Here is a 21,644-nt window from a genome sequence, read left to right as displayed (position 1 = left end):
CCTTGAATCGGCCGCAACTTCTATTCGTGTTCCAGTCCAGTCTGGGCGCCGCGCGCGCCGCGCCGCGCCGCGGCGCGCTGCACCAGAAAGATCGTGGTGCCCAGTGCACCGACCCCCAGCCCGGCCACACTCACCGGCCGCCACGACTCCAGTGCCGGAATCGCGAACGCCGCGATGGTCGCGCAACCGAAGCCGGCCACCCCGGCGCCGATCACCGGCCATGCCCGCAGCAGGGCGGGCGGCAACGGCGGCGGCTCGGGAGAGGGCTCCGTCGCAGGCGCGGGGGTCGGCTGGGGGGTCATCGCCGTTGACGTTAGCGCCTCGCCGGTAATGTTCGGCCGGTGGCCAGGGTCCTCGACGTCGTGGATATCGATGATCCGCGCGATTCCCGGCTGGACGATTTCCGCGATTTGAACAGTGTCGACCGCCGCCCGGACCTGCCCACGGGTAAAGGGCTGGTGATCGCCGAAGGTGTGCTGGTGGTGCGGCGGATGCTCGTCTCGCGGTACTCGCCGCGGGCGCTGCTGGGCACCGACCGCCGGCTGGCGGAGTTGGCGGATGATCTGGCCGTTGTGCCCGACGTGCCCTACTACCGGGTGAGCCCGGAGGTGATGGCCGAGGTCGTCGGATTTCACCTCAACCGTGGTGTGCTGGCCGCTGCGTCGCGGGTGCCCGAGCCGACGGTGACCGATCTGGTCGCCGGTGCTCGCACCATCGCGGTGCTCGAAGGCGTCAACGACCACGAGAACCTGGGCTCGATTTTCCGCAACGGCGCCGGCCTCGGAGTGGACGCGGTGATCTTCGGCAGCGGCTGCGCCGATCCGTTGTACCGGCGCGCGGTGCGGGTGTCGATGGGGCACGCCCTGCTGGTCCCGTTCGCCCGTTCGGCGCACTGGCCGGCCGATCTGGCCATGCTGCGTGATCGCGGGTTTCGGCTGTTGGCCATGACACCGGATCCGCGGGCCGACGCGCTGTCGACGGCCATGGCGAAGGTGCAGGACGACCCGGTGGCGGTGCTGGTCGGCGCGGAGGGGCCGGGCCTGTCGGAACAGGCCATGCGGGCCAGTGACCTGCGAGTGCGCATCCCGATGTCGCGTGGCACCGACTCCCTCAACGTGGCGACGGCGGCGGCGCTGGCGTTTTACGAGCGCACTAGGCTGCCGGCATGACGCCCAGCCAGACCACGCCGTGGGCGACGGGGTTGACCGTGGCGGCGTTCGTCGCGGCGGTGTCGGGGACTGCGATCGCGGTGCTGAGCCTGGGGCTGATCCGGGTGCACCTGGCAGTGGCCGTCGTCCTCAACCTGGTCGCGGTGGGCGGACTGGCGCCCACGGTGTGGGGCTGGCGACGCACCCCGGTGCTGCGCTGGTTCGCGCTGGGCGCCGGCCTTGGCGTGGCTGGGGCGTGGCTGGTGCTGCTGGTGCTGGTTGCTCAGCGTTGACCGCTTGAGCGCACCCCGAGCAGTACGTCCTCCCAACCCGGGACCGGCGGCTTGCTGCGCCGGGCCCGGGGCGCCGGGCGCTGATGTGACGGCTGCTCGTCGACCGCCGGCGGGGTTGCGGGCTCCTCGAAGTCCAGTTCGGCGACCGGGGCGACCGGCCGCAGCGGACGGTCGAAGTCCGGGTCGATGAGCTCCATCGCCGGATCATCGAGGGCCGTCACCGTCCCGCCGTGCGCGCCGGGGGCGAACCAGAAGTGGGCGACGTTGTCCGAACGGCCCGCCTTCCAGGCCAGCTGAACCGTCCAGCGTCCGTCGTCGTTGCGCCAGGCGTCCCAGCTGCTCTGATCGGGGTTGAGGCCGCGGCTCATCAGCGCGCTGGTGACGACCTCGAGCAGGGTCGGCACGGCCGGTCCGTCGGCCAGCACCGGGTGGGCGGCGGTGGCCAGTTCCGCGGCTCGGGAGCGCTCCAGCAGCACCGGGTGGGCGAACCGCTCCACCCGGGAGACGTCGACGCCGGCCGCTGCGGCCACCTGCTCGACCGACGCACCGGCGCGGATGCGGGCCTGGATGTCCTTCGGGCGCAGCATGCTCATACCCAGGTCGATCTGGGTCTGCCCCACCCGGTTGCCCTCGCCGCGCACGGCGCCGCGCAGCCGGTCGTCGATCCGCACCCGGAACATCTCGGTGCTGTCATCGTCGTCGCCGACACTCTCGCAGATGATGTGCTTGCCGTCGGCGTCGAGGCCGATCGCCCTTAGTTCCCGCATGACTTCTCCTTGCGCAGGCCCGGTTAGCTGCGGACTTTAGTGCAGTGAGCCGCCCGGACGGCGGTGACACGCTGGGGTTATAACGACTTGATCACGAGAGGTCAGAGCCGCTCCACGACCCAGTCCACGCACTGGGTCAGCGCACTGACGTCGTCGGGATCGACCGCCGGGAACATCGCCACCCGCAACTGGTTGCGGCCCAGTTTGCGGTAGGGCTCGGTGTCGACGATGCCGTTGGCCCGCAGCGCCGCCGCCACCGCTGCCGCGTCGACGTCGTCGGTGAAGTCGATGGTGCCCACCACCTGAGACCGCAACGCCGGGTCGGCGACGAACGGGGTGGTGAACGGCCGGGACTCCGCCCAGGAGTACAGCCGCTGCGACGAATCCGCGGTGCGCTTCACCGCCCAATCCAACCCGCCGTTGCCCAGCAGCCAGTCCAGCTGCTCGGCCAGCAGCGCCAGCGTGGCGATCGCAGGGGTGTTGTAGGTCTGGTTCTTCGAGCTGTTGTCCACCGCGATCGGCAAGGACAGGAATTCCGGCACCCAGCGGCCAGAGCCGGCGATCGCCTCGATGCGCGCCAGCGCGGCCGGGCTCATGATCGCCAGCCACAGCCCGCCGTCGGAGGCGAAGTTCTTCTGCGGCGCGAAGTAGTAGGCGTCGGTCTGGGTGATGTCGACCGGCAGACCGCCCGCGCCGGAGGTCGCGTCGATCACGATCAGTGCCTCGCCGGCGCCCTCGGGCCGGCGCACCGGTACCGCCACGCCGGTCGAGGTCTCGTTGTGCGCCCAGGCGATCACGTCGACAGACGGGTCGGATGTCGGCTCCGGGGCGCTGCCGGGCTCGGCCTTGATGATGATCGGGTCGCCCACGAACGGGTTCTTGGCCACCGCCGAGGCGAATTTCGCGCTGAACTCGCCGTAGGTCAGGTGCAAGGAGCGCTGGTCGATCAGCCCGAACGCCGCGGCGTCCCAGAACGCGGTGGAGCCGCCGTTGCCCAGTACCACCTCGTAGCCGTCGGGCACCGAGAACAGCTCGCGCAGACCGCTGCGGACCCGGCCGACCAGGTTCTTGACCGGCGCCTGCCGGTGCGAGGTGCCGAACAGTGGCGCCGCGGTGGTGACCAGCGCGTTCAGCTGCTCCGGCCGGACCTTGGAGGGTCCGCAGCCAAACCGTCCGTCGGCGGGCTTCATGTTGTCCGGGATCGTGAGCTGCTCAGCCATGGGCTCTAGCGTAGACAGCGTCCGGCGGAGGTCTGCACAGCAGGTTTCGTGTGACATAAATCACATGAAGCGCTTGACACCCGTCACGGCCACAACGGGTATTCAAGCTCTGGACGGTACCCGATACCTGCGGTACCGTTGTACATACGAAGCCCAAATGTAAAACATCAGTGGGGGTGTTCCCGATGGCTCAGAAGACGGCTCAGAAGCCGGCGCGAACCGGCATCGTGCGGCGCTGGCGCGCCAACATGGAGGTCACCGACGACGCCGCCTACGTCGACATGCTCAACACGCTGTCGGAAGGTTCGGTGCGGCGCCACTTCAACCCGTACCTGGACATCGACTGGGACAGCCCGGAATTCAAGGTGTTCGAGAATGACCCGCGGTGGATCCTGCCGGCCACCGACCCGCTGGGTAAGCACGCCTGGTACCAGGCGCAGCCCGAGGAACGCCAGATCAAGATCGGGATGTGGCGTCAGGCCAACGTCGCCAAGGTGGGCCTGCACTTCGAGTCCATCCTGATCCGCGGCCTGCTCAACTACGCGTTCTGGGTGCCCAACGGCTCACCGGAGTACCGGTACTGCCTGCACGAGTCGGTCGAGGAGTGCAACCACACCCTGATGTTCCAGGAGATGGTGAACCACATCGGCGCCGACGTGCCCGGCATGCCGCGGTTCCTCAAGTGGCTGGCGGCGTTCATTCCGCTGGTCGCCGGCCCGCTGCCGATCCCGTTCTGGTTCGGCATCCTCGCCGGCGAGGAGCCCATCGACCACATTCAGAAGGACATCCTGCGCGAGGGCAAGACGCTGCACCCGATCATGGAGAAGGTGATGGCGATCCACGTCGCCGAGGAGGCGCGGCACATCTCGTTCGCGCACGAATACCTCAACAAGCGTGTCCCGAACCTGCCGCGCCGCAAGCGTTTCTGGCTGTCGCTGTTCGTGCCGGTCACCATGCGGGTGCTGTGTTCGGCAATCGTCGTTCCGCCGAAGGAGTTCTGGCAGGAGTTCGACATTCCGCGTTCGGTGCGCAAGGACGTCTTCTTCGGGTCGGCCGACGCGCGGCGGATGCTGCAGGATATGTTCGCCGACGTGCGAATGCTCTGCCACGACACCGGGCTGATGAACCCGGTCGCCAAGCTGATCTGGCGGATGTGTCGGATCAACGGGGCGCCGTCGCGCTTCCGGGCCCAGCCGCAGCGCGCGCACCTGTCGCGCGTCGCATAGGTCAGCGAACCCGCCGCCTCATGCCGCACGTCATCAGCCAGGCATGCTGTAACGACGCATCCTGCGTCTTCGCCTGTCCGGTCTACTGCATCCACCCCAGCCCGGACGAACCGGACTTCGCCACCAGCGAGATGCTCTACATCGACCCGGACGCCTGCGTGGACTGCGGCGCCTGCATCCGGGCCTGCCCGGTCGACGCGATCTACCCCGATACGCAGCTGCCGGCGCAGCAGCTGCCGTTCATCGAGATCAACAAGTCGTACTACCCCAAGCGCCCCGAGGGCGTGAAGCTGCCGCCGACGTCCAAGCTGGCGCCGATCCTGCCGGCCGCCGAAGTGCACCGGCGCGGCAAGTATCCGCTGACGGTGGCCATCGTCGGCTCCGGGCCGGCCGCGATGTACGCCGCCGATGAACTGCTGACCCAGCCCGGTGTGCTGGTCAACGTGTTCGAGAAGCTGCCCACCCCCTACGGCCTGGTGCGCGCCGGGGTCGCCCCCGATCACCAGCACACCAAGCTGGCCACCAAGCTGTTCGACGAGATCTCCTGGCGGCGCGGCTTCAACTTCTTCCTCAACGTCGAGGTGGGCACCCACCTGCGCCATGCCGACCTGCTGGAGTATCACCACGCCGTGCTCTACGCCTCCGGTGCGCTGCACGACCGACGGTTGGAGATCGACGGCATGGGATTGCCCGGCACCGGCACCGCCACCGAGGTCGTCGGCTGGTACAACGGGCATCCGGAGTTCACCGACCTGTCGGTCGACCTCGGCCACGAGCGGGTGGTGATCGTCGGCAACGGCAACGTGGCCCTCGACGTGGCCCGAATCCTCACCGCCGACCCCGACAAGCTGGCCGGCACCGACATCGCCGACAACGCACTGGCGGTGCTGCGCGACTCCCGGGTGCACGAAGTGGTGATCGTCGCCCGCCGCGGCCCGATCGCCTCCGCGTTCACCCTGCCGGAACTGGTCGGGTTGACCCAGGCCGCCGAGGTGGTGCTCGACGCCGACGACCACGCCCGGGTGCGTAACGACCTGGCGACCGTGCGCGACAACTTCACCCGGCAGAAGCTGGAGATCCTGACCAAACTCGGGGACGCGTCGGCTCCGATCACCAAGCCGCGCATCCGGTTCGCCTACCAGCTGACCCCAGCCCGGGTGCTCGGCGAAGAGCGGGCCACCGCAGTCGAATTCACCGTGACCGGAACCGGCGAGGTGCGTCGCCTGGAGGCCGGCCTGGTGCTGACCTCGATCGGCTACCACGGCACCCCGATCGCCGACCTGCCGTTCGACGACGCCGCCGGTGTGGTTCCCAACGAGGGCGGCCGGGTGGTCGACCCGGTCACCGGACAGCCGGTTCCGGGCGCGTATGTATCCGGGTGGATCAAGCGTGGCACCAATGGTTTCATCGGTACCAACAAGTCCGATTCGCTCAAGACGATCCAGAGCCTGGTCGCCGATTACAACGCCGGCCAGCTCAGCGAGCCGATCGGCGGCCCGCGGGCGGTCGCCCGGATGGTGCGCGCCCGCCGGCCCGAGGTGATCGACGCCGCCGGTTGGAAGGCCATCGACAAGGCGGAGATCGCCCGCGGTCAGGCGCAGAACCGGCCCCGGGTGAAGTTCACCCGGGTCCCGGACATGCTCGAGCAGGTCGAGGAATACTCCGACGTGCCGCTGCTGCAGAACCTGCTCAGCGCCTTGCGGCGCCGCTGAATCCCGGCGCGGATCGCGTTCGGGTCAGCCCTTGGCGAGCCGATCCCAGCCGGCCACCGACTCCGCGCCGCGCGGCCCCGGGCCGACGTAGATCGCCGATGGGCGCACCAGCTTGCCCAGCCGCTTCTGCTCCATGATGTGGGCGCACCAGCCCGCGGTACGCCCACAGGTGAACATCGCCGGCATCATCGCCGGGGGCACTTCGGCGAAGTCCAGGATCACCGCCGCCCAGAACTCCACGTTGGTCTCGATGGCCCGGTCCGGCCGGCGCTCCCGCAGCTCGTCCAGTGCCGCCTGCTCCAGGGCGGCGGCCACCTCGTAGCGGGGGGCGGCCAGCCGTTTGGCGGTGGCGCGTAGCACCCGGGCGCGCGGGTCCTCGGCGCGGTACACCCGGTGGCCGAAGCCCATCAACTTCTCTTTGCGATCCAAGATGCCCTTGACCACCGCGCGGGCGTCCCCGGAGCGCTCCACATCTTCGATCATCGGGATCACCCGGGCCGGAGCGCCGCCGTGCAGCGGGCCGCTCATCGCACCGATCGCGCCGGACAGCGCCGCGCCGACGTCGGCGCCGGTGGAGGCGATCACCCGGGCGGTGAACGTCGAGGCGTTCATGCCGTGCTCGGCCGCGGACACCCAGTAGGCGTCGATGGCATCGATGTGGGCCGGGTCGGGCTCGCCGCGCCAGCGGGTCATAAACCGCTCGGTGATGGTGGCGCAGCCGTCGATGGTCTGCTGGGAGACCGGTGGCTGTGAGCCGCGCGCCGATTGGGCGACATAGGACAGCACCATCACCGCGGCGCGCGCCAGCTGATCGCGTGCGGTGGCGTCATCGGTGTCCAGCAGCGGCTGGAATCCCCACTGCGGGGCCAGCATCGCCACCCCGGCCTGGGCGTCGACGCGGACGTCGCCGGTGCGCACCGACAGTTCCAGCGGCTCAGCGGGTGCCAGGGGACGAGTGAAGTCGCCGTCGACCAGCAGCGCCCACACATCGCCGAAGCTGACCTTTCCGGCCAGGTCCTCGATGTCGACACCGCGGTAGCGCAGCGCGCCGCCGTCCTTGTCGGGTTCGGCGATCTCGGTGGTGAAGGCCACCGTGCCCTCCAGGCCGGCTACGAAATTCTCCGGGACTGCAGCACTCATGTGTGGCATTGTCCCACCCCGGCATCCGGCCGTTCCTACCGGCTGGTAACGCCGGCTGGACCGGAGCTGCGGCGTAGCGTTGGGCGGTGCACAGGACAGGCCCCGACAACGAGCACCTGGCGGCGATGCGAGTGGAATACCGGGAGAAGGACAACTGCGGCGACCTCGACGTCGACTGGCTCGAGGACGGCTGGCAGGTTTTGCTGCGCAACTGGATCGGCGACGCCGAACGCGCCGGCATCCCCGAGCCCAACGCCATGGTGTTGGCCACGGTCGAAGACGGCCGGCCGGCCAGCCGCTCGGTGCTGTGTAAGAACCTCGACGAGGACGGCGTCACCTTCTTCACCGACGACGGCTCGGACAAGGCCGCCCAGTTGGCGGCGACACCGTACGCGTCGGCGACGTTCCCCTGGTATCAACTGGGCCGCCAGGTCCATATCCGCGGCCGGGTCACCAAGACCGACGCAGCGATCCCGGCCGAATACTGGGTGAACCGGCCGCGGGCCTCGCAGCTGGGTTTCTGGGCGTCGCACCAGTCGCATCCGATCGCCTCGCGCGCGGCCCTGCTCGATCAGCTCGTGGAGGTGACCGCCCGATTCGCCGACACCGACGACGTTCCGGTCGCGCCCAGCTGGGCCGGCTATGTCATCGCGCCAGAGGTGGTGGAGTTCTGGCAGGGCCGAGAAGGCCGGCTGCACAACCGGATTCGGGTGAGCGGCGGACGCGTCGAGCGTCTGCAGCCGTGATCTCGGGTCCGCTGCGGTGAGGCTGTTCGCCGACACCACACCGCTGCGCAACCCGGACTTCCGGCGGCTGTGGCTGGCCGGGATTCCGACCGTCATCGGCGCGAACCTGACCATCTTCGCAGTCCCGGTCCAGATCTACGCGCTGACCGGCAGTTCGGCGTATGTCGGCTTGTCGGGTCTGTTCGCGCTGGTGCCGCTGGTGGTCTTCGGGCTCCTCGGCGGCGCCTGGGCCGACGCCATGGACCGCCGCAAGCTGCTGATCATCGCCTCCTGCGGGCTGGCGGCCGCGTCGCTGCTGCTCTGGGTGCAGGCGGTGCTGGGTGGTGACGTCTGGGTGGTGCTTTCGCTGCTGGCCGTGCAGCAGGGGTTCTACGCGGTCAATTCGCCCACCCGCGCCGCCGCCATTCCGCGGTTGGTGGCCGGCGGCGACCTACCGGCCGCCAACTCGCTGAACATGACCGTGATGCAGTTCGGGGCCATCGTCGGGCCGTTGCTGGCCGGGCTGCTGCTCGGCTGGGTGGATCTGCCCACGCTGTACCTGGTTGACGCTGTCACCTGCCTCTTCCCGATCTGGGCGACCTTTCGGCTGGCGCCCATGCCGCCCGCCGGATCAACCGACGGCTCGCGTTTCGGGTTGGCGGCGGTGCTGGACGGGTTTCGTTATCTGGCCGGCAACACCGTGGTGCTGATGTCGTTCGTGGTGGACCTGATCGCGATGGTGCTGGGACTGCCTCGGGCGCTGTTCCCGCAGATCGCCGCTGCGGACTTCGGCGGACCGGTCGACGGCGGCACCACGATGGCACTGCTGGCCGCGGCGATGGCGGTCGGCGCGGTGGCCGGCGGGGTGTTCTCCGGATGGCTGCCGCGGATCAGCCGCCAGGGCCTGGCGATCGTCATCTCGATCGTGGTGTGGGGCGCGGCGATGGCCGGCTTCGGGCTGGCGGTCGCGCGGGCCGACGGGCATCCGGGTCCGGTGTTGTGGGTCGCGCTGGGCTTTCTGGCGGTCGGCGGCGCCGCGGACATGGTGTCGGCGGCGTTCCGCTCGACGATGCTGCAGCAGGTCGCCTCCGACGAGATCCGGGGGCGGTTGCAGGGCGTGTTCACCGTGATCGTGGCCGGTGGGCCCCGCCTCGCCGATGCTGTTCACGGGGCGGCCGGTGCGGTGGTGGGAACGGCCGCGGCCGCCGCCGGCGGTGGGGTGCTGGTGGTCATCGGAGTGCTGCTCGCCGCACTCGCGGCGCCGGCCTTCATCCGCTATCACCGGCCGGGACCGGCAGCGGCGCAATGACCGGCCCGTGATACTCGGCCCCGGGCGGGCGCTTCGCCCCGGAACCGACTACCTTTTCCTATACACGCTTCGATCGACTGGTCAGCCGAATAGTGCAAAGGGGTTCCTTGTGGCCGCAACCGACGACACCGCCACCCTGAAGTACCCGGGGGGCGAGCTAGAGCTGCCGATCGTCCACGCCACCGACGGGTCCGATGCCCTGGCCATCGGTTCGCTGCTCGCCAAGACCGGCTACACCACATTCGACAACGGCTACGCCAACACCGCGCCGGTCAAGAGCGCCATCACCTACATCGACGGCGATGCCGGCATCCTGCGCTACCGCGGCTACCCGATCGAGCAGCTCGCCGAGAAGTCCACCTTCATCGAGGTCAGCTACCTGCTGATCTACGGGGAACTGCCCACTGCCGAACAGTTGGCGACCTTCACCGGCAAGATCCAGCGGCACACCATGCTGCACGAGGACCTGAAGCGGTTCTTCGACGGCTTCCCGCGCAATGCCCACCCGATGCCGGTGCTGTCCAGCGTGGTCAACGCGCTCTCCGCCTACTACCAGGACTCGCTGGACCCCTCCGATAACGAGCAGGTCGAGGTATCGACCATCCGGCTGCTGGGCAAACTGCCCACCATCGCCGCCTACGCGTTCAAGAAGTCCGAGGGGCAGCCGTTCCTGTACCCGGACAACTCGCTTTCCCTGGTGGAGAACTTCCTGCGGATGACCTTCGGCCTGCCGGCCGAGCCCTACGAGGTCGACCCCGAGGTGGTGCGGGCACTCGACATGCTGTTCATCCTGCACGCCGACCACGAGCAGAACTGCTCGACGTCGACGGTGCGGCTGGTCGGCTCGTCGCGGGCCAACCTGTTCACCTCGATCTCCGGCGGCATCAACGCGTTGTGGGGGCCGCTGCACGGCGGCGCGAACCAGGCGGTGCTGGAGATGCTCGAGCAGATCCGTGACCAGCACGGCAACGTCGGCGACTTCGTCACGAAGGTCAAGAACCGCGAGGACGGCGTCAAGCTGATGGGCTTCGGCCACCGGGTCTACAAGAACTACGACCCCCGGGCGCGCATCGTCAAGGAGCAGGCCGACAAGATCCTCGGCAAGCTCGGCGGCGACGACGAACTGCTCAACATCGCCAAGGATCTCGAAGAGGCGGCGCTGACCGACGACTACTTCATCGAGCGCAAGCTCTACCCGAACGTCGACTTCTACACCGGCCTGATCTATCGGGCGATCGGCTTCCCGGCCCGGATGTTCACCGTGCTGTTCGCGCTGGGCCGGCTGCCGGGCTGGATCGCGCACTGGCGCGAGATGCACGACGAGGGCGACTCCAAGATCGGCCGACCGCGTCAGCTCTACACCGGTGCCACCGAGCGCGACTACGTCACCATCGGCGGGCGGTAACCGCCGTGACGAAGCCGGGCAAACCGCAGATCACCGTTCCGGCCGGCCCGCCGCCGACCGAGTTGGTCATCTCCGACATCGTTGTCGGAAACGGGGCCGAGGCCGCTCCCGGCGCACTCGTCAACGTGCACTACCTCGGAGTCGACTACGACTCCGGCGCCGAGTTCGACAGCTCGTGGAACCGGGGGGAACCGCTGGAGTTTCCGCTTGACGGGCTCATCGCCGGCTGGCAGGACGGCATCCCGGGCATGAAGGTGGGCGGTCGGCGCCAATTGGTCATCCCGCCCGAGCTGGCCTACGGCCCGGCCGGCACCGGTCATCAACTCGCCGGCAAGACACTGGTGTTCATGATCGATCTGCTCGGCACCCGCTGAGTGCGCGGCTGGCTGGCGGCGGCGGCGCTCGTCGCGGTGCTGCTCGGCGCGACCGGTTGCGGGCTGCGGGGCGCTTCGCCGGAGGGCGCTGATCCCGCCGCCGCAATGCCGGTGCCGCTGTCGGTGATCCGCCAGGGCACCGAGATCACCCTGAGCGGTGACGTGCCGGATCCGGCGGCCAGACGGGCGTTGTTGGACGCCGTGATCACCTCGGCCGACGATGTCACCGTCGTCGATCGGCTCGGTGTGACGCCGGGCGCCGCGACACCGGATCTGGCCGCGTCGGCCCCGGTATTCGAAGCGGCGGGGGTGATCGGGGATTTCGCGTTGCACGCCGCCGGTGACAGCGTGACGCTGGCTGGCACCGCGGCCAAGCCGGGCGAGGCGGCCGCCGTCGAGGCCGCGGCCCGCGACGCCTGGCCGCGTGTCAACATCGTCAACGAACTCACAATCGGCGCCCCCGGGACGCGCTGAGTCCGCAAAAATCGACTGAAGACCTCCGAGGGTCCTTCAGAGCTCCTACACTCGCGGTGTCCTGGGTACGAGGTGCTTTTTCGACCTTCGAGGAGGATCCATGCCGGGCCCCGAAAACCGGACCGCGACCGGCTGGCGAGCGAAATCGCGCTTTTACCGTCGACCACCCGGGCCCGGATGGTTGGTGGCCTTGGCGGCAATTCCGTTGCTACTGGCATTGATCGGACTGGCAGTGGCGGATCGAGGAAGAATCGGCATCACCGCGGGCGACGCCACCCTGCCCGGGGTCCCCGTGCCGTCGCTATCGATGCCGGCGGCACCGGAGCCGAATGCACCGGGAATATCGTTTGCCCCGTTGTCGATTCTGCGTAACGGCAATGTCATCACTCTCAACGGCGAGCTTCCCGACATCGCCACGCGAACCGGACTGATCGACATGCTCACCGGGTTGTACGGCAGCAGTGTGCAATTGGTGGACAACCTCAACATCAAACCGGGTGTCAAGGTGCCCGACGCCGCCGCCCTGGGCTCGGTATTCAAGGCCTCGGCGACCATGCCGGACTTCAAATTCAGGATCAGCGGTGGCACCGTCGCGCTGATCGGTACCGCCTCATCCGGCGCGGTCAGGTCAGCCGTCGAGGCGGCCGCGACCGCGGCCTGGCCAAATCTGGTGATCTCCAACAACATTCTGGTCCTGCCCGATGCACCGGAGGCTCCCACCCCGGTGGCTCCCAGCCGAGAGATCCCGCGTCGCGAGGCCCCCAGCACGCCCGCAGCGCCCGGGTCACCGGCTCCTGCCCCAGCCGGTGACTGCGGCAACCTACAAGCCGACGTCACCGCGTTGATGGCCACGCCCGTCACCTTCGTGACCAACGGTTACGCCCTGTCGCCGGACACCCGCCGGCAACTGAGTCGGGTCGCGGAGACGCTCAAGGGTTGTCGCAGCGCCCAGGTGACGGTAAGCGGTTACACCGACAACACCGGCAACGACGGCATCAACGTGCCGTTGAGTACCGACCGGGCCAAATCGGTCGCCGATTTCCTTGTTGCCCAGGGTGTCCCGGCGAGCAGCGTCACCGCCATAGGGTTCGGGTCGGCCGACCCGGTCGCCAGCAACGCGACACCGGACGGCCGCGCCCACAACCGTCGTGTCGCGATCACGGTTAGCTAAGGAGAATCTGCGATGGATTTCGTCATGCAGTGGCTGTGGTATCTGCTGGCATTCGTGGTGGGTTCGGCGATCGCCTGGTTACTGACGATCGTGTCGATCCGCCGCACCAGCCGGGAGGATGCCATCGCGGCCCTGCCCGGCTCGCCGGAGATGGGAGCCGACTGATGCACGGCGCTAATTGCTGGCTGATGGGCCTGTCATTTCTGCTGGGGTTGACACTGACATTCGCCTTCGCCATCCGGCGGGTCAAACGCGAGGTGCCGACGCCTCCAGCAGTCGGTGGTGCCGCCGTCGCGGCTAGGCCCTACGGCGACGGATCGGCGCGGGCGGGAGCGGGTGGTAGTGGGCCGGCCGGTTGGACCATCAAAGGCAACGAGGATTCGATGCTCTACCACGGCCCCGACAGCCCGTCCTATGAGGCGACGATCGCCGAGGTGTGGTTCAAGGACGAGCAGACCGCCGCGGCGGCCGGCTTCCAACGCTGGGACAGTCGGCGCGAATAGACCTGACGCCCCGGCGGGTGCGCTAGCGTGGCGGCGGCAGTCGCAGCACCAACCGCACCCCGCCCATCGGACTGTCCTCCAGGGTCGCTGTGCCGCCGTGCAGCCCGGCCTGCTGAGCCACCAGCGCCAGCCCGAGACCGGACCCGGAATGCGATGCCGTCGAACCGCGGGAGAACCGCTCGAACACCACCTGGCGCTCTTCTTCGGGAAGCCCGCTGCCGTTGTCGTCGATGGCGATCTCGACCCCGGCGCGCGAGGTGACCGCTGAGAGCTGCACCTGGGTGGCGCCGCCGTGCTTGACCGCGTTGGCGATCGCGTTGTCGACCGCCAGCCGCAACCCGGCCGGCAGCCCGACGATGATGCAGGTGGGTGACGGCGCCAGCGAGACGTTCAGGTCCGGGAAGACCCGCATCGCGTCGTGCGCCGCCCGGTCGAGCAGTTCGGTGATGTCGACCGGAACCTGATCGTCGGCCGTGGACAGTTCCCCCTGGGCCAGCCGCTCCAGGGCCGACAGGGTCGCCTCGATCCGCGACTGGGTGCGGACCACGTCGCTGAGGACTTCTTTGCGCTGGTCCTCGGGCAGGTCGAGCGTCGTCAGCACCTCGAGGTTGGTGCGCATGGCGGTCAGCGGCGTGCGCAGCTCATGCGAGGACACCGCGGCGAAGTCGCGCGCGGACGCCAACGCCTCTTTGGTGCGGTCCTGTTCGGTCCAGATCCGCTGCAGCATGCCGCGCATCGCCTCGGCGATCTCCACGGCCTCCCTGGCGCCACGCACCTCGATCTCCGGTCGTTCGTCACCGGCGTCGATCGACCGGGCCTGCTGGGCCAGCCGACGCAACGGCCGTACCGCGAACGCCGCCAGCAGCCAGCCCAGCACCGCGGCCGCGCCGATCGCGAAGGTGCACAGCAGCAGCACCCGGCGGTGCAGGTTGTTGGTGTCGGCGATGGTGGCCTCGTAGGTGGCGCCGACCGCCAGTGACCGCGGACCCGGCCCGGGAATGTCGACGGTGCGCACCCGGTAGCGCACGCCGTCGATCTCGGTGTCGGCGTATCCCGCCTCCAGCTCGGGCAACACCACCGCGGAGTTCGACGTCACCTCACCTGCCCGGCGCAGCGTGATCACGGCGTCGGTCCCGCCGGCCGCGCGGGGCAGCTCACCCAGGCCGATGAGCGGGACCGTCAGGCCGGCCGCCTCGTCGAGCCGACGGTCCAGCCAGTACTTGCGGTCGTTGGTGATCCCGACCCACACGATGGCGCCGATGATGACCGTCACGATGGCGGTGCCGATGGCGGTCGCCAGCACCACCCGGGTGCGCAGCGACGGCGTTCGAGCGAAGATGCGCCGCAGCATGTTCATGACGTTCATCGTGGTCCTCACTGCGTGCGCAGGACGAATCCGACCCCGCGCACGGTGTGCAGCAGCCGTGGCGCGCCGCCGGCTTCCAGCTTGCGCCGCAGATAGCCGATGAACACGTCCACAACGTTGGTGTCGGCGGCGAAGTCATAGCCCCACACCAGCTCGAGAAGCTGGGCGCGGGAGAGCACCGCGGTCTTGTGCTCGGCGAGCACGGCCAACAGGTCGAACTCGCGTTTGGTCAGGTCCACGTCGACACCCTTGACCCGGGCGCGCCGGCCCGGGATATCGACCTCCAGCGGGCCGACGGTGATGGTCTCCGACGACGAGCTGGCGGCCGACCCGCGCCGCCGCAGCATCGCCCGCACCCGGGCCACCAGCTCGGCGAGCACGAAGGGCTTGACCAGGTAGTCGTCGGCGCCGGCCTCCAGCCCGGCGACGCGGTCGTCGACCGAACTGCGCGCGGACAGCACGCAGACCGGCACGTCATCGCCCATCGCCCGCAGTGCCGTCACCACGCTGACGCCGTCGAGCACCGGCATGTTGATGTCGAGCACGATGGCGTCCGGGCGGGTCTCCTTGGCGCTGCGCAACGCTTCGGCGCCGTCGGCCGCCGTCGCCACTTCGAATCCGGACAGTCGCAGTCCGCGCTCCAGCGAGGCGAGCACATCGGAGTCGTCGTCGACCACCAGTACCCGGGGGGCGGCGGCAGCGTTGGCGGGATTGTTCATGGCCGCCATTTTGCCTGAACATTGCCATCAAGCGAGGGATGCGCCGCGGGTCGCCGCCTTCGATCTAAGGTCGATTGGGTGAAGCCGGCGTCCGCGTTGCGCAGCTTGGCGCCGTACCTGCGGCCCTACCGGGCGAGGTGGATCACCATGGTCACGGTGGCCGTCGTGGGTCTGGCTGCCACCGTGACGATCCCGCTGGTCACCAAGGCCGTCATCGACGGGCCGGTGGCCCACCGCGACCAGCCGGGACTGTGGGTGCTCGGGACGGCGGCCACCGCGCTCGGGGTCGGGGAGGCGGTGCTGTGGTTCGTGCGGCGATGGCTGGTCGCGCACGCCACCATGGGCGTCGAAGCCGACCTTCGCAAGGACCTCTACGCCCGGCTGCAAATCCTGCCGATGACCTTCCACGGGCGCTGGCAGTCCGGGCAGCTGCTGTCGCGGATCATGAACGACCTGGCCACCATCCGCCGGTTTCTGGCATTCGTTCTGGTGTTCCTGGTGCTCAACACGTTGCAGATCGTCGCGGTGACGACCATCCTGCTGCTGCTGTACTGGCCGCTGGGCGTGCTCGCCTGCGTGTCGATGGTGCCGGTGACGCTGACGGTGCAGCACTTCCGGCGCCAATACACCCGGCTGTCGCGGCGGGCGCAGGACCAGGCGGGCCAGCTGGCCACCGATGTCGAGGAATCGGCGGTGGGGCTGCGCACGATCAAGGCGTTCGGCCGCGAGGACCACGTGTTCGCCCGGTTCGACGCGCAGGCCGAGCGGCTGCGCGACCTGGGCGTCGACAAGGTGGTGGTGACGTCGAAGTTCTGGACGCTGCTGGAGGTGATCCCCAACCTCACGCTGATCGTGGTGCTGGCGGTCGGTGCGTACGCGGCCGGACACCACCAGGTCACGATGGGCACCCTGGTCGCCTTCATCACCTTGATGCTCTCGCTGGTCTGGCCGGTGTCGTCGTTGGGCTTTCTGCTGTCGGCCACCCAGGAGGCGATGACAGCGGCCGACCGGGTCACCGAGATCTTCGACGCCCCGATCGAGATCACCGACGGCGACGATCCGGTGCCGCCGTCCGGGCGACTGGAGCTGCGCGACGTCGGGTTCCGCTTCGGCGATTCGGGTCCCGACGGCTCGTGGGTGCTGCGCGGGGTCGATCTCACCGTCGAAGCCGGCGAGACCGTCGCGCTGGTGGGTGCCACCGGATCCGGCAAGTCGGTGCTGGCGATGCTGCTGTCGCGGCTCTACGACGCCGATGAGGGGCAGATCCTGATCGGCGGGCGGGACATCCGTTCACTGACGCTGGCCGCGTTGCGTTCGGCGGTGATCACCGCATTCGACGACCCCACGCTGTTCTCCATGTCGGTGGCCGAGAACCTGCGGCTGGGTCGGCCCGAGGCGACCGACGCGGAGTTGGCCCGCGCCCTGGAGGTGGCGTCGGCGGGATTCGTTTATGACCTGCCGTGCGGCCTCGACACCCGCATCGGTGAGCAGGGGATGAGCCTGTCGGGTGGGCAGCGTCAACGGCTGTCGCTGGCGCGGGCCCTGGTGGCCGCGCCGGCGATCTTGGTGCTCGACGACACCCTGTCGGCACTGGATGTGCACACCGAGGCCGCCGTGACGGCGGCGTTGCGCCGGGTGCTGCGCGGCGCCGACGGTCGACCGCCGATCACCGCGATCGTGGTGGCCAACCGGGCCTCGACCGTGGCGCTGGCCGACCGGGTGGCGTTGCTGGAGCACGGGAAGATCACAGCGGTCGGGACCCATGCCGAACTGCTGGCGACGGTGCCGCGGTACCGCTACCTGCTGGCCGCCGACGACGAGCTCGATGACGGCGCCGAACACCTCGTCGAGTGGGCACGGCGGTGACGGCCGTCGCCGGCCGGGCCGCAGCGCGCGGCCTGCTGTGGTCGCTGCTGCGCCCCTACCGCGTCGCGGTCGTGTTGCTGGCGTTGATCGTTGTGGTGGAAAACGCTGCCCGCCTTGCGGTTCCGGTTCTGGCGCAGCGCGGTATCGACCGGGGAATCCCGCCCATCGCGGCCGACGGCTCGACGGCGGTACTGACGGCGATCATCGTCGCGCTGGGCGCGGTGGTGCTCGTGCAGGCCGGCAGCCGCATGCTGTTCCTGCAGTGGTCGGGCAGGATCGGCCAGCGGGTGCTGCTGGAGCTGCGGCGACGGGTGTTCCGGCACTTCCAGCGCCTCGACGTCGGCTTTCACGACCGCTACACCTCGGGGCGGGTGGTCAGCCGGCTGACCAACGACGTCGACGCGATCCAGGAGATGCTGCTGGGCGGGTTCGACAGCCTGGTCAGTGCCGTGCTGACGCTGGCCGGCACCGCGGTGCTGCTGGTCGTGCTGGACTGGCGGCTGGGCCTGATGTGTTTGGGCGCCTTCCCGGTGCTGGTGGCGTTGCTGCGGTGGTTTCGGGCCGAGTCGTCGAAGACCTATACCGCGGTGCGCGAACACGCCGCGCGGGTGATCGTGCAGTTCGTCGAGACCATGACCGGTATCAAGGCGGTGCAGGCCTACCGGCGCGAAGCACGCAACGCCGAACTGTTCGCCGAGGTCGCCGACCGCTACCGCGCCGTCAATGAGAAGGCGTTCAAACTGGTCGCCGTCTTCTCGCCCGGCGTCAAGCTGGTCGGCAACCTCACCACCGGGATGGTGGTGCTCTACGGCGGCTGGCGAGTCCTGCACGGGCACATGACGATCGGGACGTTCACCGCGTTCCTGCTCTACCTGCGGATGTTCTTCGACCCGATGCAGGAGATCACCCAATTCCTCAACACCTTCCAGTCGGCGACCTCGGCGCTGCAGAAGCTGGCCGCGGTGCTCGCCGAGAAACCCGGAGTAGCCGACCCCGACACTCCGGTCACCCTCGCCGAGGTGCGCGGTGAGATCGCCTTGCGCGGCGTGTGTTTCGGCTACCGGTCCGATGCGCCGGTGCTGGACGGACTGTCGTTGAGCATCCCGGCCGGCCAGACGGTGGCGCTGGTCGGCAGCACCGGTGCGGGCAAGACGACCATCGCCAAGCTGATCGCCCGGTTCCACGACCCGGCATCGGGCTCGGTGACGCTCGACGGTGTCGACCTGCGTGATCTCACGCAGGCGGAGCTGCGCCGGCACGTGGTGATGGTGACTCAGGAGAACTTCCTGTTCTCCGGGACGCTCGCCGACAACATCCGGTTCGGCCGTCCCGAGGCGACCGACGCCGAGGTGGTCGCCGCCGTGGCCGGCGTGGGCGCCGAGGCGTTCATCGCCGCCTTGCCGGACGGCTATGACACCGACGTGGCCAAGCGCGGCGGACGGCTGTCGGCGGGCCAGCGTCAGCTGGTCGCATTCGCGCGGGCGTTCCTCGCCGACCCGGCGGTGCTGATTCTGGACGAGGCGACCTCGGCGCTGGACATTCCGGGCGAGCGGATGGTGCAACAGGCGCTGCGCACGGTGTTGGCCCGGCGGACCGCGCTGGTGATCGCCCACCGGCTCTCCACCGTCGAGATCGCCGACCGGGTGCTGGTGATCGAGGACGGCACCGTCGTCGAAGACGGGCCGCCGGCCGATTTGATCCGCGCCGGGGGGCATTACGCCGCCTTGCATGACGCCTGGCGGCGCTCGTTGGCTTAAGCGCAGCCGAATTCTAATGAAACTGCGTGCAAACGCCCTGTTGGCGGCGGTCAGGGCCGCGGGTCGGACACCGCTGCGCGCTTACACTTCTCGCCGTGATGGACACATCTGACGCCAAGGTTGCGGGGTGATCGGCTCGCCGGCCGCCCAAGGGCTGGCGTTGGCGTCAGCCACCAGTTTCGGGATCAGCGACTTCGTCGGCGGCGTCGCGTCGCGCCGGGTTGCCGCACTGCGGGTGGTGCTGGTGTCCACCCCGGTCTCGATGGTGATGCTGGGAGCGCTCGCGATGATCGGCGGCGGCCACATCACGCTGGGCGCCGTCATGCTCGGCGCGCTCGGCGGGCTCAGCCAGGCCCTGGGTATCTGGTGGTTCTACGCGGCGATGGCGGCCGGCCCGATCTCGGTGGTCTCGCCGCTGGCGGCGGTGGTGGATGCCAGTGTGCCGGTGTGCGTCGGACGGGTGCTGGGGGAGCGGCCCGGCATGCTCGCCAGTGCGGGCATCGCGGTGGCGTTGGGCGCGGTGGTGTTGATCAGCTGGCACTCCGGGGACGACGGCGTCCACCGTCCGGGCCTTACCCGCGCCGTGCTCTGGTTGACGGTCGCCTCGGGGGTGGCCCTGGGTCTGAACTTCGTCTTCTTGGATCGCACTCCGTCGGATTCCGGGCTGTGGCCGTTGTTGTTCGCACGTGGCGCGGCCACCATCTTGGTGATCGTGGTCGCGGCGACCAGCCGCAATCTGCGGGTGCCGACGGGGACACCGCTGCGGCTGGCGTTCCTGATCGCGCTGCTCGACACTGCCGCCAACGTCACCATGCTGTTCGCCTTGAAGCACGCACTGTTGTCATTGGCCAGCGTGCTGATTTCGCTGTACCCGGCTGCCACCGTGATCCTGGCGGTCCTCCTACTGGGGGAGCGGGTGCGGCTCCGACAGGTGATGGGAATGGCGCTGGCGGGAATCGCCGTGGCGATGATCACCGGCTAGTGCCCTCAGCCCGGCAGCCCGATCCGGCGGTAACGCTGCAAGCGGGCTGCCATCCGCTGCTCGGCCGGCACTCGCCGCAACGCGTCGAGCTCCACGGCGATGGCCCGCGACATCCGTTTGGCGAAGTCGATCGGCTCGTCGGCGGCATCTGGGCGCTCGGCCACGATCACGTCGACGATCCCGTGCGCTTTCAGATCCGCCGAGCGGATGCCCTGTGCGGCCGAGAGCTCCGGGGCGTGCTCGGTGTCGCGGAAGACGATGGCGCTGGCGCCCTCCGGGGGTAGCGGTGCCAGCCAGCCGTGCGTCGCCGCCAGCACCCGATCCGCCGGCACCATCGCCAACGCGGGCCCGCCGCTGCCCTGACCGAGCAGCACCGACACCGTCGGCACCCGCAGCGTGACCAGCTCTGCCAGGCACGCCGCGATCTGGCCTGCCAGCCCGCCCTGCTCGGCCTCTACCGACAACGCGGGCCCCGGGGTGTCGATGGCCAGCACCAGCGGCAGTTGCAAGTCCTCGGCCAACGCCATGCCGCGCCGGGCGTCGCGCAGTGCGATCGGGTCGGTGAGCCGGTCCGGGCCCCGCCACTGCCCCAGCACCACGGCGGGCTGACCGCCGAAACGGGCCAGCGCCAGCAGCATGGTGGCGCCCCGCTCGGCGCTTCCCGTGCCCGACAACAACACCTGTTCGGTGGCGCCGTGTCGCAGCAGAAAACCCACGCCGGGCCGATCCGGGCGGCGCGACGCGCACACCGATTCCCAGGCCGGCAGATCGGGTATCGGCTCGCAGGCCGGGCTCGCCGGTGGCGCCGGGGGTTCGTCGAGCATCACCTTCAACGCCCGGGCGCAGGTGCGCCGCAGCCACTTCACCGGGATCACGCCGTCGATCACACCGTGGGCCTGAAGGTTCTCGGCGGTCTGGATGCCAGGCGGGAACGGTGCGCCGTAGAGCTGTTCGTAGACCCGCGGGCCCAGGAAACCCACCAGCGCCCCCGGCTCCGCGAGCGTGATGTGCCCGAGTGATCCCCAGGAGGCGAACACCCCACCGGTGGTGGGGTGGCGCAGGTAGACCAGGTAGGGCAGGTGGGCGCGCTTGTGCAGCTCGATGGCGGCGGCGATCTTGACCATCTGCAGGAAGGCGACGGTGCCCTCCTGCATCCGGGTGCCGCCCGAGCTCGGAGAGGCCAGCAGCGGCAGCCGCTGGGCGGTGGCCCGCTCGATCGCGGTGGTGATCCGCTCGGCGGCCGCCACCCCGATCGAGCCGGCCAGGAAGTCGAAGTCGCTGGCGATCACCGCGACCCGGCGCCCGCCCACCCGGCCCTCGCCGGTGATGACCGCCTCGTCGCGGCCGGTGGCGGCCCGGGCGGCGGCCAGTTCGGCGGCGTAATCGTCGCTGACCGGCAAGGCCAGCGGCTCGTCATCCCAGCTGATGAACGAGCCGTGGTCCAATACCGCGTCCCGCAGTTCATCGGCCCCGATCCTGCTCACACC

22 protein-coding genes are annotated in these 21,644 nt (G+C 69.4%); 15 read left to right on the top strand and 7 right to left on the bottom strand.

Annotated elements, in window-relative coordinates:
* Positions 1 to 20 precede the first annotated feature (20 nt).
* A complete protein-coding gene (locus DQP56_RS02650) occupies positions 21 to 302 on the bottom strand; it encodes a DUF2530 domain-containing protein (protein ID WP_112683449.1) in 282 nt (93 codons plus the stop codon).
* Between the two features lie 39 nt (positions 303 to 341).
* Here DQP56_RS02650 and DQP56_RS02645 point away from each other — a divergent pair, with 39 nt between their 5' ends.
* Complete coding sequence (locus tag DQP56_RS02645) at positions 342 to 1,169, top strand: TrmH family RNA methyltransferase (protein WP_112683448.1); 828 nt, start codon at positions 342 to 344, stop codon at positions 1,167 to 1,169.
* Positions 1,166 to 1,441, top strand: coding sequence for a DUF2537 domain-containing protein (locus tag DQP56_RS02640; protein ID WP_112683447.1), 276 nt, complete (start codon positions 1,166 to 1,168; stop codon positions 1,439 to 1,441). The genes DQP56_RS02645 and DQP56_RS02640 overlap by 4 nt, the downstream gene beginning before the upstream one ends.
* Here the strand turns inward: DQP56_RS02640 and sepH are convergent.
* Both sepH and serC read right to left on the bottom strand, forming a co-directional pair.
* Positions 1,432 to 2,208 carry a septation protein SepH gene (gene sepH, locus DQP56_RS02635; protein WP_112683446.1) on the bottom strand — a complete coding sequence of 259 codons (777 nt, stop codon included), beginning with the start codon at positions 2,206 to 2,208 and terminating at the stop codon, positions 1,432 to 1,434. The genes DQP56_RS02640 and sepH overlap by 10 nt on opposite strands.
* 101 nt (positions 2,209 to 2,309) lie before the next feature.
* Positions 2,310 to 3,428 carry a phosphoserine transaminase gene (gene serC / locus DQP56_RS02630; RefSeq protein ID WP_112683445.1) on the bottom strand — a complete coding sequence of 373 codons (1,119 nt, stop codon included), beginning with the start codon at positions 3,426 to 3,428 and terminating at the stop codon, positions 2,310 to 2,312.
* A 185-nt stretch (positions 3,429 to 3,613) separates the two neighbouring features.
* Here serC and DQP56_RS02625 point away from each other — a divergent pair, with 185 nt between their 5' ends.
* Together DQP56_RS02625 and DQP56_RS02620 are read left to right on the top strand one after the other, a co-directional pair.
* Positions 3,614 to 4,654: an AurF N-oxygenase family protein gene (locus DQP56_RS02625; RefSeq protein WP_205868782.1), complete on the top strand. Its 1,041-nt coding sequence runs from the start codon at positions 3,614 to 3,616 to the stop codon at positions 4,652 to 4,654.
* 20 nt (positions 4,655 to 4,674) lie between these two features.
* Positions 4,675 to 6,366 carry an FAD-dependent oxidoreductase gene (locus tag DQP56_RS02620; RefSeq protein WP_112683444.1) on the top strand — a complete coding sequence of 564 codons (1,692 nt, stop codon included), beginning with the start codon at positions 4,675 to 4,677 and terminating at the stop codon, positions 6,364 to 6,366.
* A gap of 24 nt (positions 6,367 to 6,390) precedes the next feature.
* Here DQP56_RS02620 and DQP56_RS02615 read toward each other — a convergent pair whose 3' ends face one another.
* Positions 6,391 to 7,506, bottom strand: coding sequence for a citrate synthase 2 (locus DQP56_RS02615; protein ID WP_112683443.1), 1,116 nt, complete (start codon positions 7,504 to 7,506; stop codon positions 6,391 to 6,393).
* A gap of 86 nt (positions 7,507 to 7,592) precedes the next feature.
* On the opposite strand from DQP56_RS02615, the gene pdxH reads away from it, so the two are divergent.
* From pdxH to arfC, 8 genes are all read left to right on the top strand, one after another.
* Positions 7,593 to 8,252, top strand: coding sequence for a pyridoxamine 5'-phosphate oxidase (pdxH, locus tag DQP56_RS02610; RefSeq protein ID WP_286167695.1), 660 nt, complete (start codon positions 7,593 to 7,595; stop codon positions 8,250 to 8,252).
* Positions 8,253 to 8,268: 16 nt separating this feature from the next.
* Complete coding sequence (locus tag DQP56_RS02605; RefSeq protein ID WP_112683441.1) at positions 8,269 to 9,540, top strand: MFS transporter; 1,272 nt, start codon at positions 8,269 to 8,271, stop codon at positions 9,538 to 9,540.
* 109 nt (positions 9,541 to 9,649) lie between these two features.
* Positions 9,650 to 10,945: a citrate synthase gene (locus DQP56_RS02600; RefSeq protein ID WP_112683440.1), complete on the top strand. Its 1,296-nt coding sequence runs from the start codon at positions 9,650 to 9,652 to the stop codon at positions 10,943 to 10,945.
* Between the two features lie 5 nt (positions 10,946 to 10,950).
* Positions 10,951 to 11,319 carry an FKBP-type peptidyl-prolyl cis-trans isomerase gene (locus DQP56_RS02595; protein WP_112683439.1) on the top strand — a complete coding sequence of 123 codons (369 nt, stop codon included), beginning with the start codon at positions 10,951 to 10,953 and terminating at the stop codon, positions 11,317 to 11,319.
* The gene (arfA, locus tag DQP56_RS02590; RefSeq protein WP_112683438.1) at positions 11,320 to 11,793 is read left to right on the top strand and encodes a channel-forming protein ArfA/OmpATb; all 474 of its coding nucleotides are present in this window, start codon (positions 11,320 to 11,322) and stop codon (positions 11,791 to 11,793) included.
* A 100-nt stretch (positions 11,794 to 11,893) separates the two neighbouring features.
* Positions 11,894 to 12,964 (top strand): channel-forming protein ArfA/OmpATb, encoded by a 1,071-nt coding sequence (gene arfA, locus DQP56_RS02585; protein WP_435673810.1) that lies wholly within the window; start codon positions 11,894 to 11,896, stop codon positions 12,962 to 12,964.
* Between the two features lie 12 nt (positions 12,965 to 12,976).
* Complete coding sequence (arfB, locus tag DQP56_RS24610; RefSeq protein ID WP_165824875.1) at positions 12,977 to 13,129, top strand: channel accessory protein ArfB; 153 nt, start codon at positions 12,977 to 12,979, stop codon at positions 13,127 to 13,129.
* Positions 13,129 to 13,467, top strand: coding sequence for a channel accessory protein ArfC, sunset domain variant (gene arfC / locus DQP56_RS02580; protein WP_112683436.1), 339 nt, complete (start codon positions 13,129 to 13,131; stop codon positions 13,465 to 13,467). Before arfB ends, arfC begins: the two co-directional genes overlap by 1 nt.
* A gap of 22 nt (positions 13,468 to 13,489) precedes the next feature.
* On the opposite strand, the gene DQP56_RS02575 is transcribed toward arfC, so the two are convergent.
* Both DQP56_RS02575 and prrA read right to left on the bottom strand, forming a co-directional pair.
* Entirely contained in the window at positions 13,490 to 14,824 is a 1,335-nt protein-coding gene (locus DQP56_RS02575; RefSeq protein WP_112683468.1) for a HAMP domain-containing sensor histidine kinase, read from the bottom strand.
* A 17-nt stretch (positions 14,825 to 14,841) separates the two neighbouring features.
* On the bottom strand, positions 14,842 to 15,552 hold the full coding sequence (gene prrA / locus DQP56_RS02570; protein WP_112683467.1) for a two-component system response regulator PrrA: 711 nt from the start codon (positions 15,550 to 15,552) through the stop codon (positions 14,842 to 14,844).
* A 147-nt stretch (positions 15,553 to 15,699) separates the two neighbouring features.
* On the opposite strand from prrA, the gene DQP56_RS02565 reads away from it, so the two are divergent.
* The 3 genes from DQP56_RS02565 (at position 15,700) to DQP56_RS02555 (ending at position 20,157) form a co-directional block, all read left to right on the top strand.
* Positions 15,700 to 17,418: an ABC transporter ATP-binding protein gene (locus DQP56_RS02565; protein WP_234825480.1), complete on the top strand. Its 1,719-nt coding sequence runs from the start codon at positions 15,700 to 15,702 to the stop codon at positions 17,416 to 17,418.
* Positions 17,415 to 19,175 (top strand): ABC transporter ATP-binding protein, encoded by a 1,761-nt coding sequence (locus DQP56_RS02560; protein WP_234825473.1) that lies wholly within the window; start codon positions 17,415 to 17,417, stop codon positions 19,173 to 19,175. Before DQP56_RS02565 ends, DQP56_RS02560 begins: the two co-directional genes overlap by 4 nt.
* A gap of 127 nt (positions 19,176 to 19,302) precedes the next feature.
* Positions 19,303 to 20,157: an EamA family transporter gene (locus DQP56_RS02555; RefSeq protein ID WP_205868781.1), complete on the top strand. Its 855-nt coding sequence runs from the start codon at positions 19,303 to 19,305 to the stop codon at positions 20,155 to 20,157.
* A 5-nt stretch (positions 20,158 to 20,162) separates the two neighbouring features.
* On the opposite strand, the gene DQP56_RS02550 is transcribed toward DQP56_RS02555, so the two are convergent.
* Positions 20,163 to 21,641 carry an acetyl-coenzyme A carboxylase carboxyl transferase subunits beta/alpha gene (locus DQP56_RS02550; RefSeq protein ID WP_112683433.1) on the bottom strand — a complete coding sequence of 493 codons (1,479 nt, stop codon included), beginning with the start codon at positions 21,639 to 21,641 and terminating at the stop codon, positions 20,163 to 20,165.
* Positions 21,642 to 21,644: the final 3 nt, after the last annotated feature.

Origin of the sequence: Mycolicibacter senuensis (genome assembly GCF_003284925.1) — a bacterium.
In the GTDB taxonomy this organism is placed as follows: Bacteria; Actinomycetota; Actinomycetes; order Mycobacteriales; family Mycobacteriaceae; genus Mycobacterium; species Mycobacterium algericum_A.
Note: the sequence above shows the minus strand (reverse complement) of the source record. Positions and strands in the feature narration are given on the sequence as shown.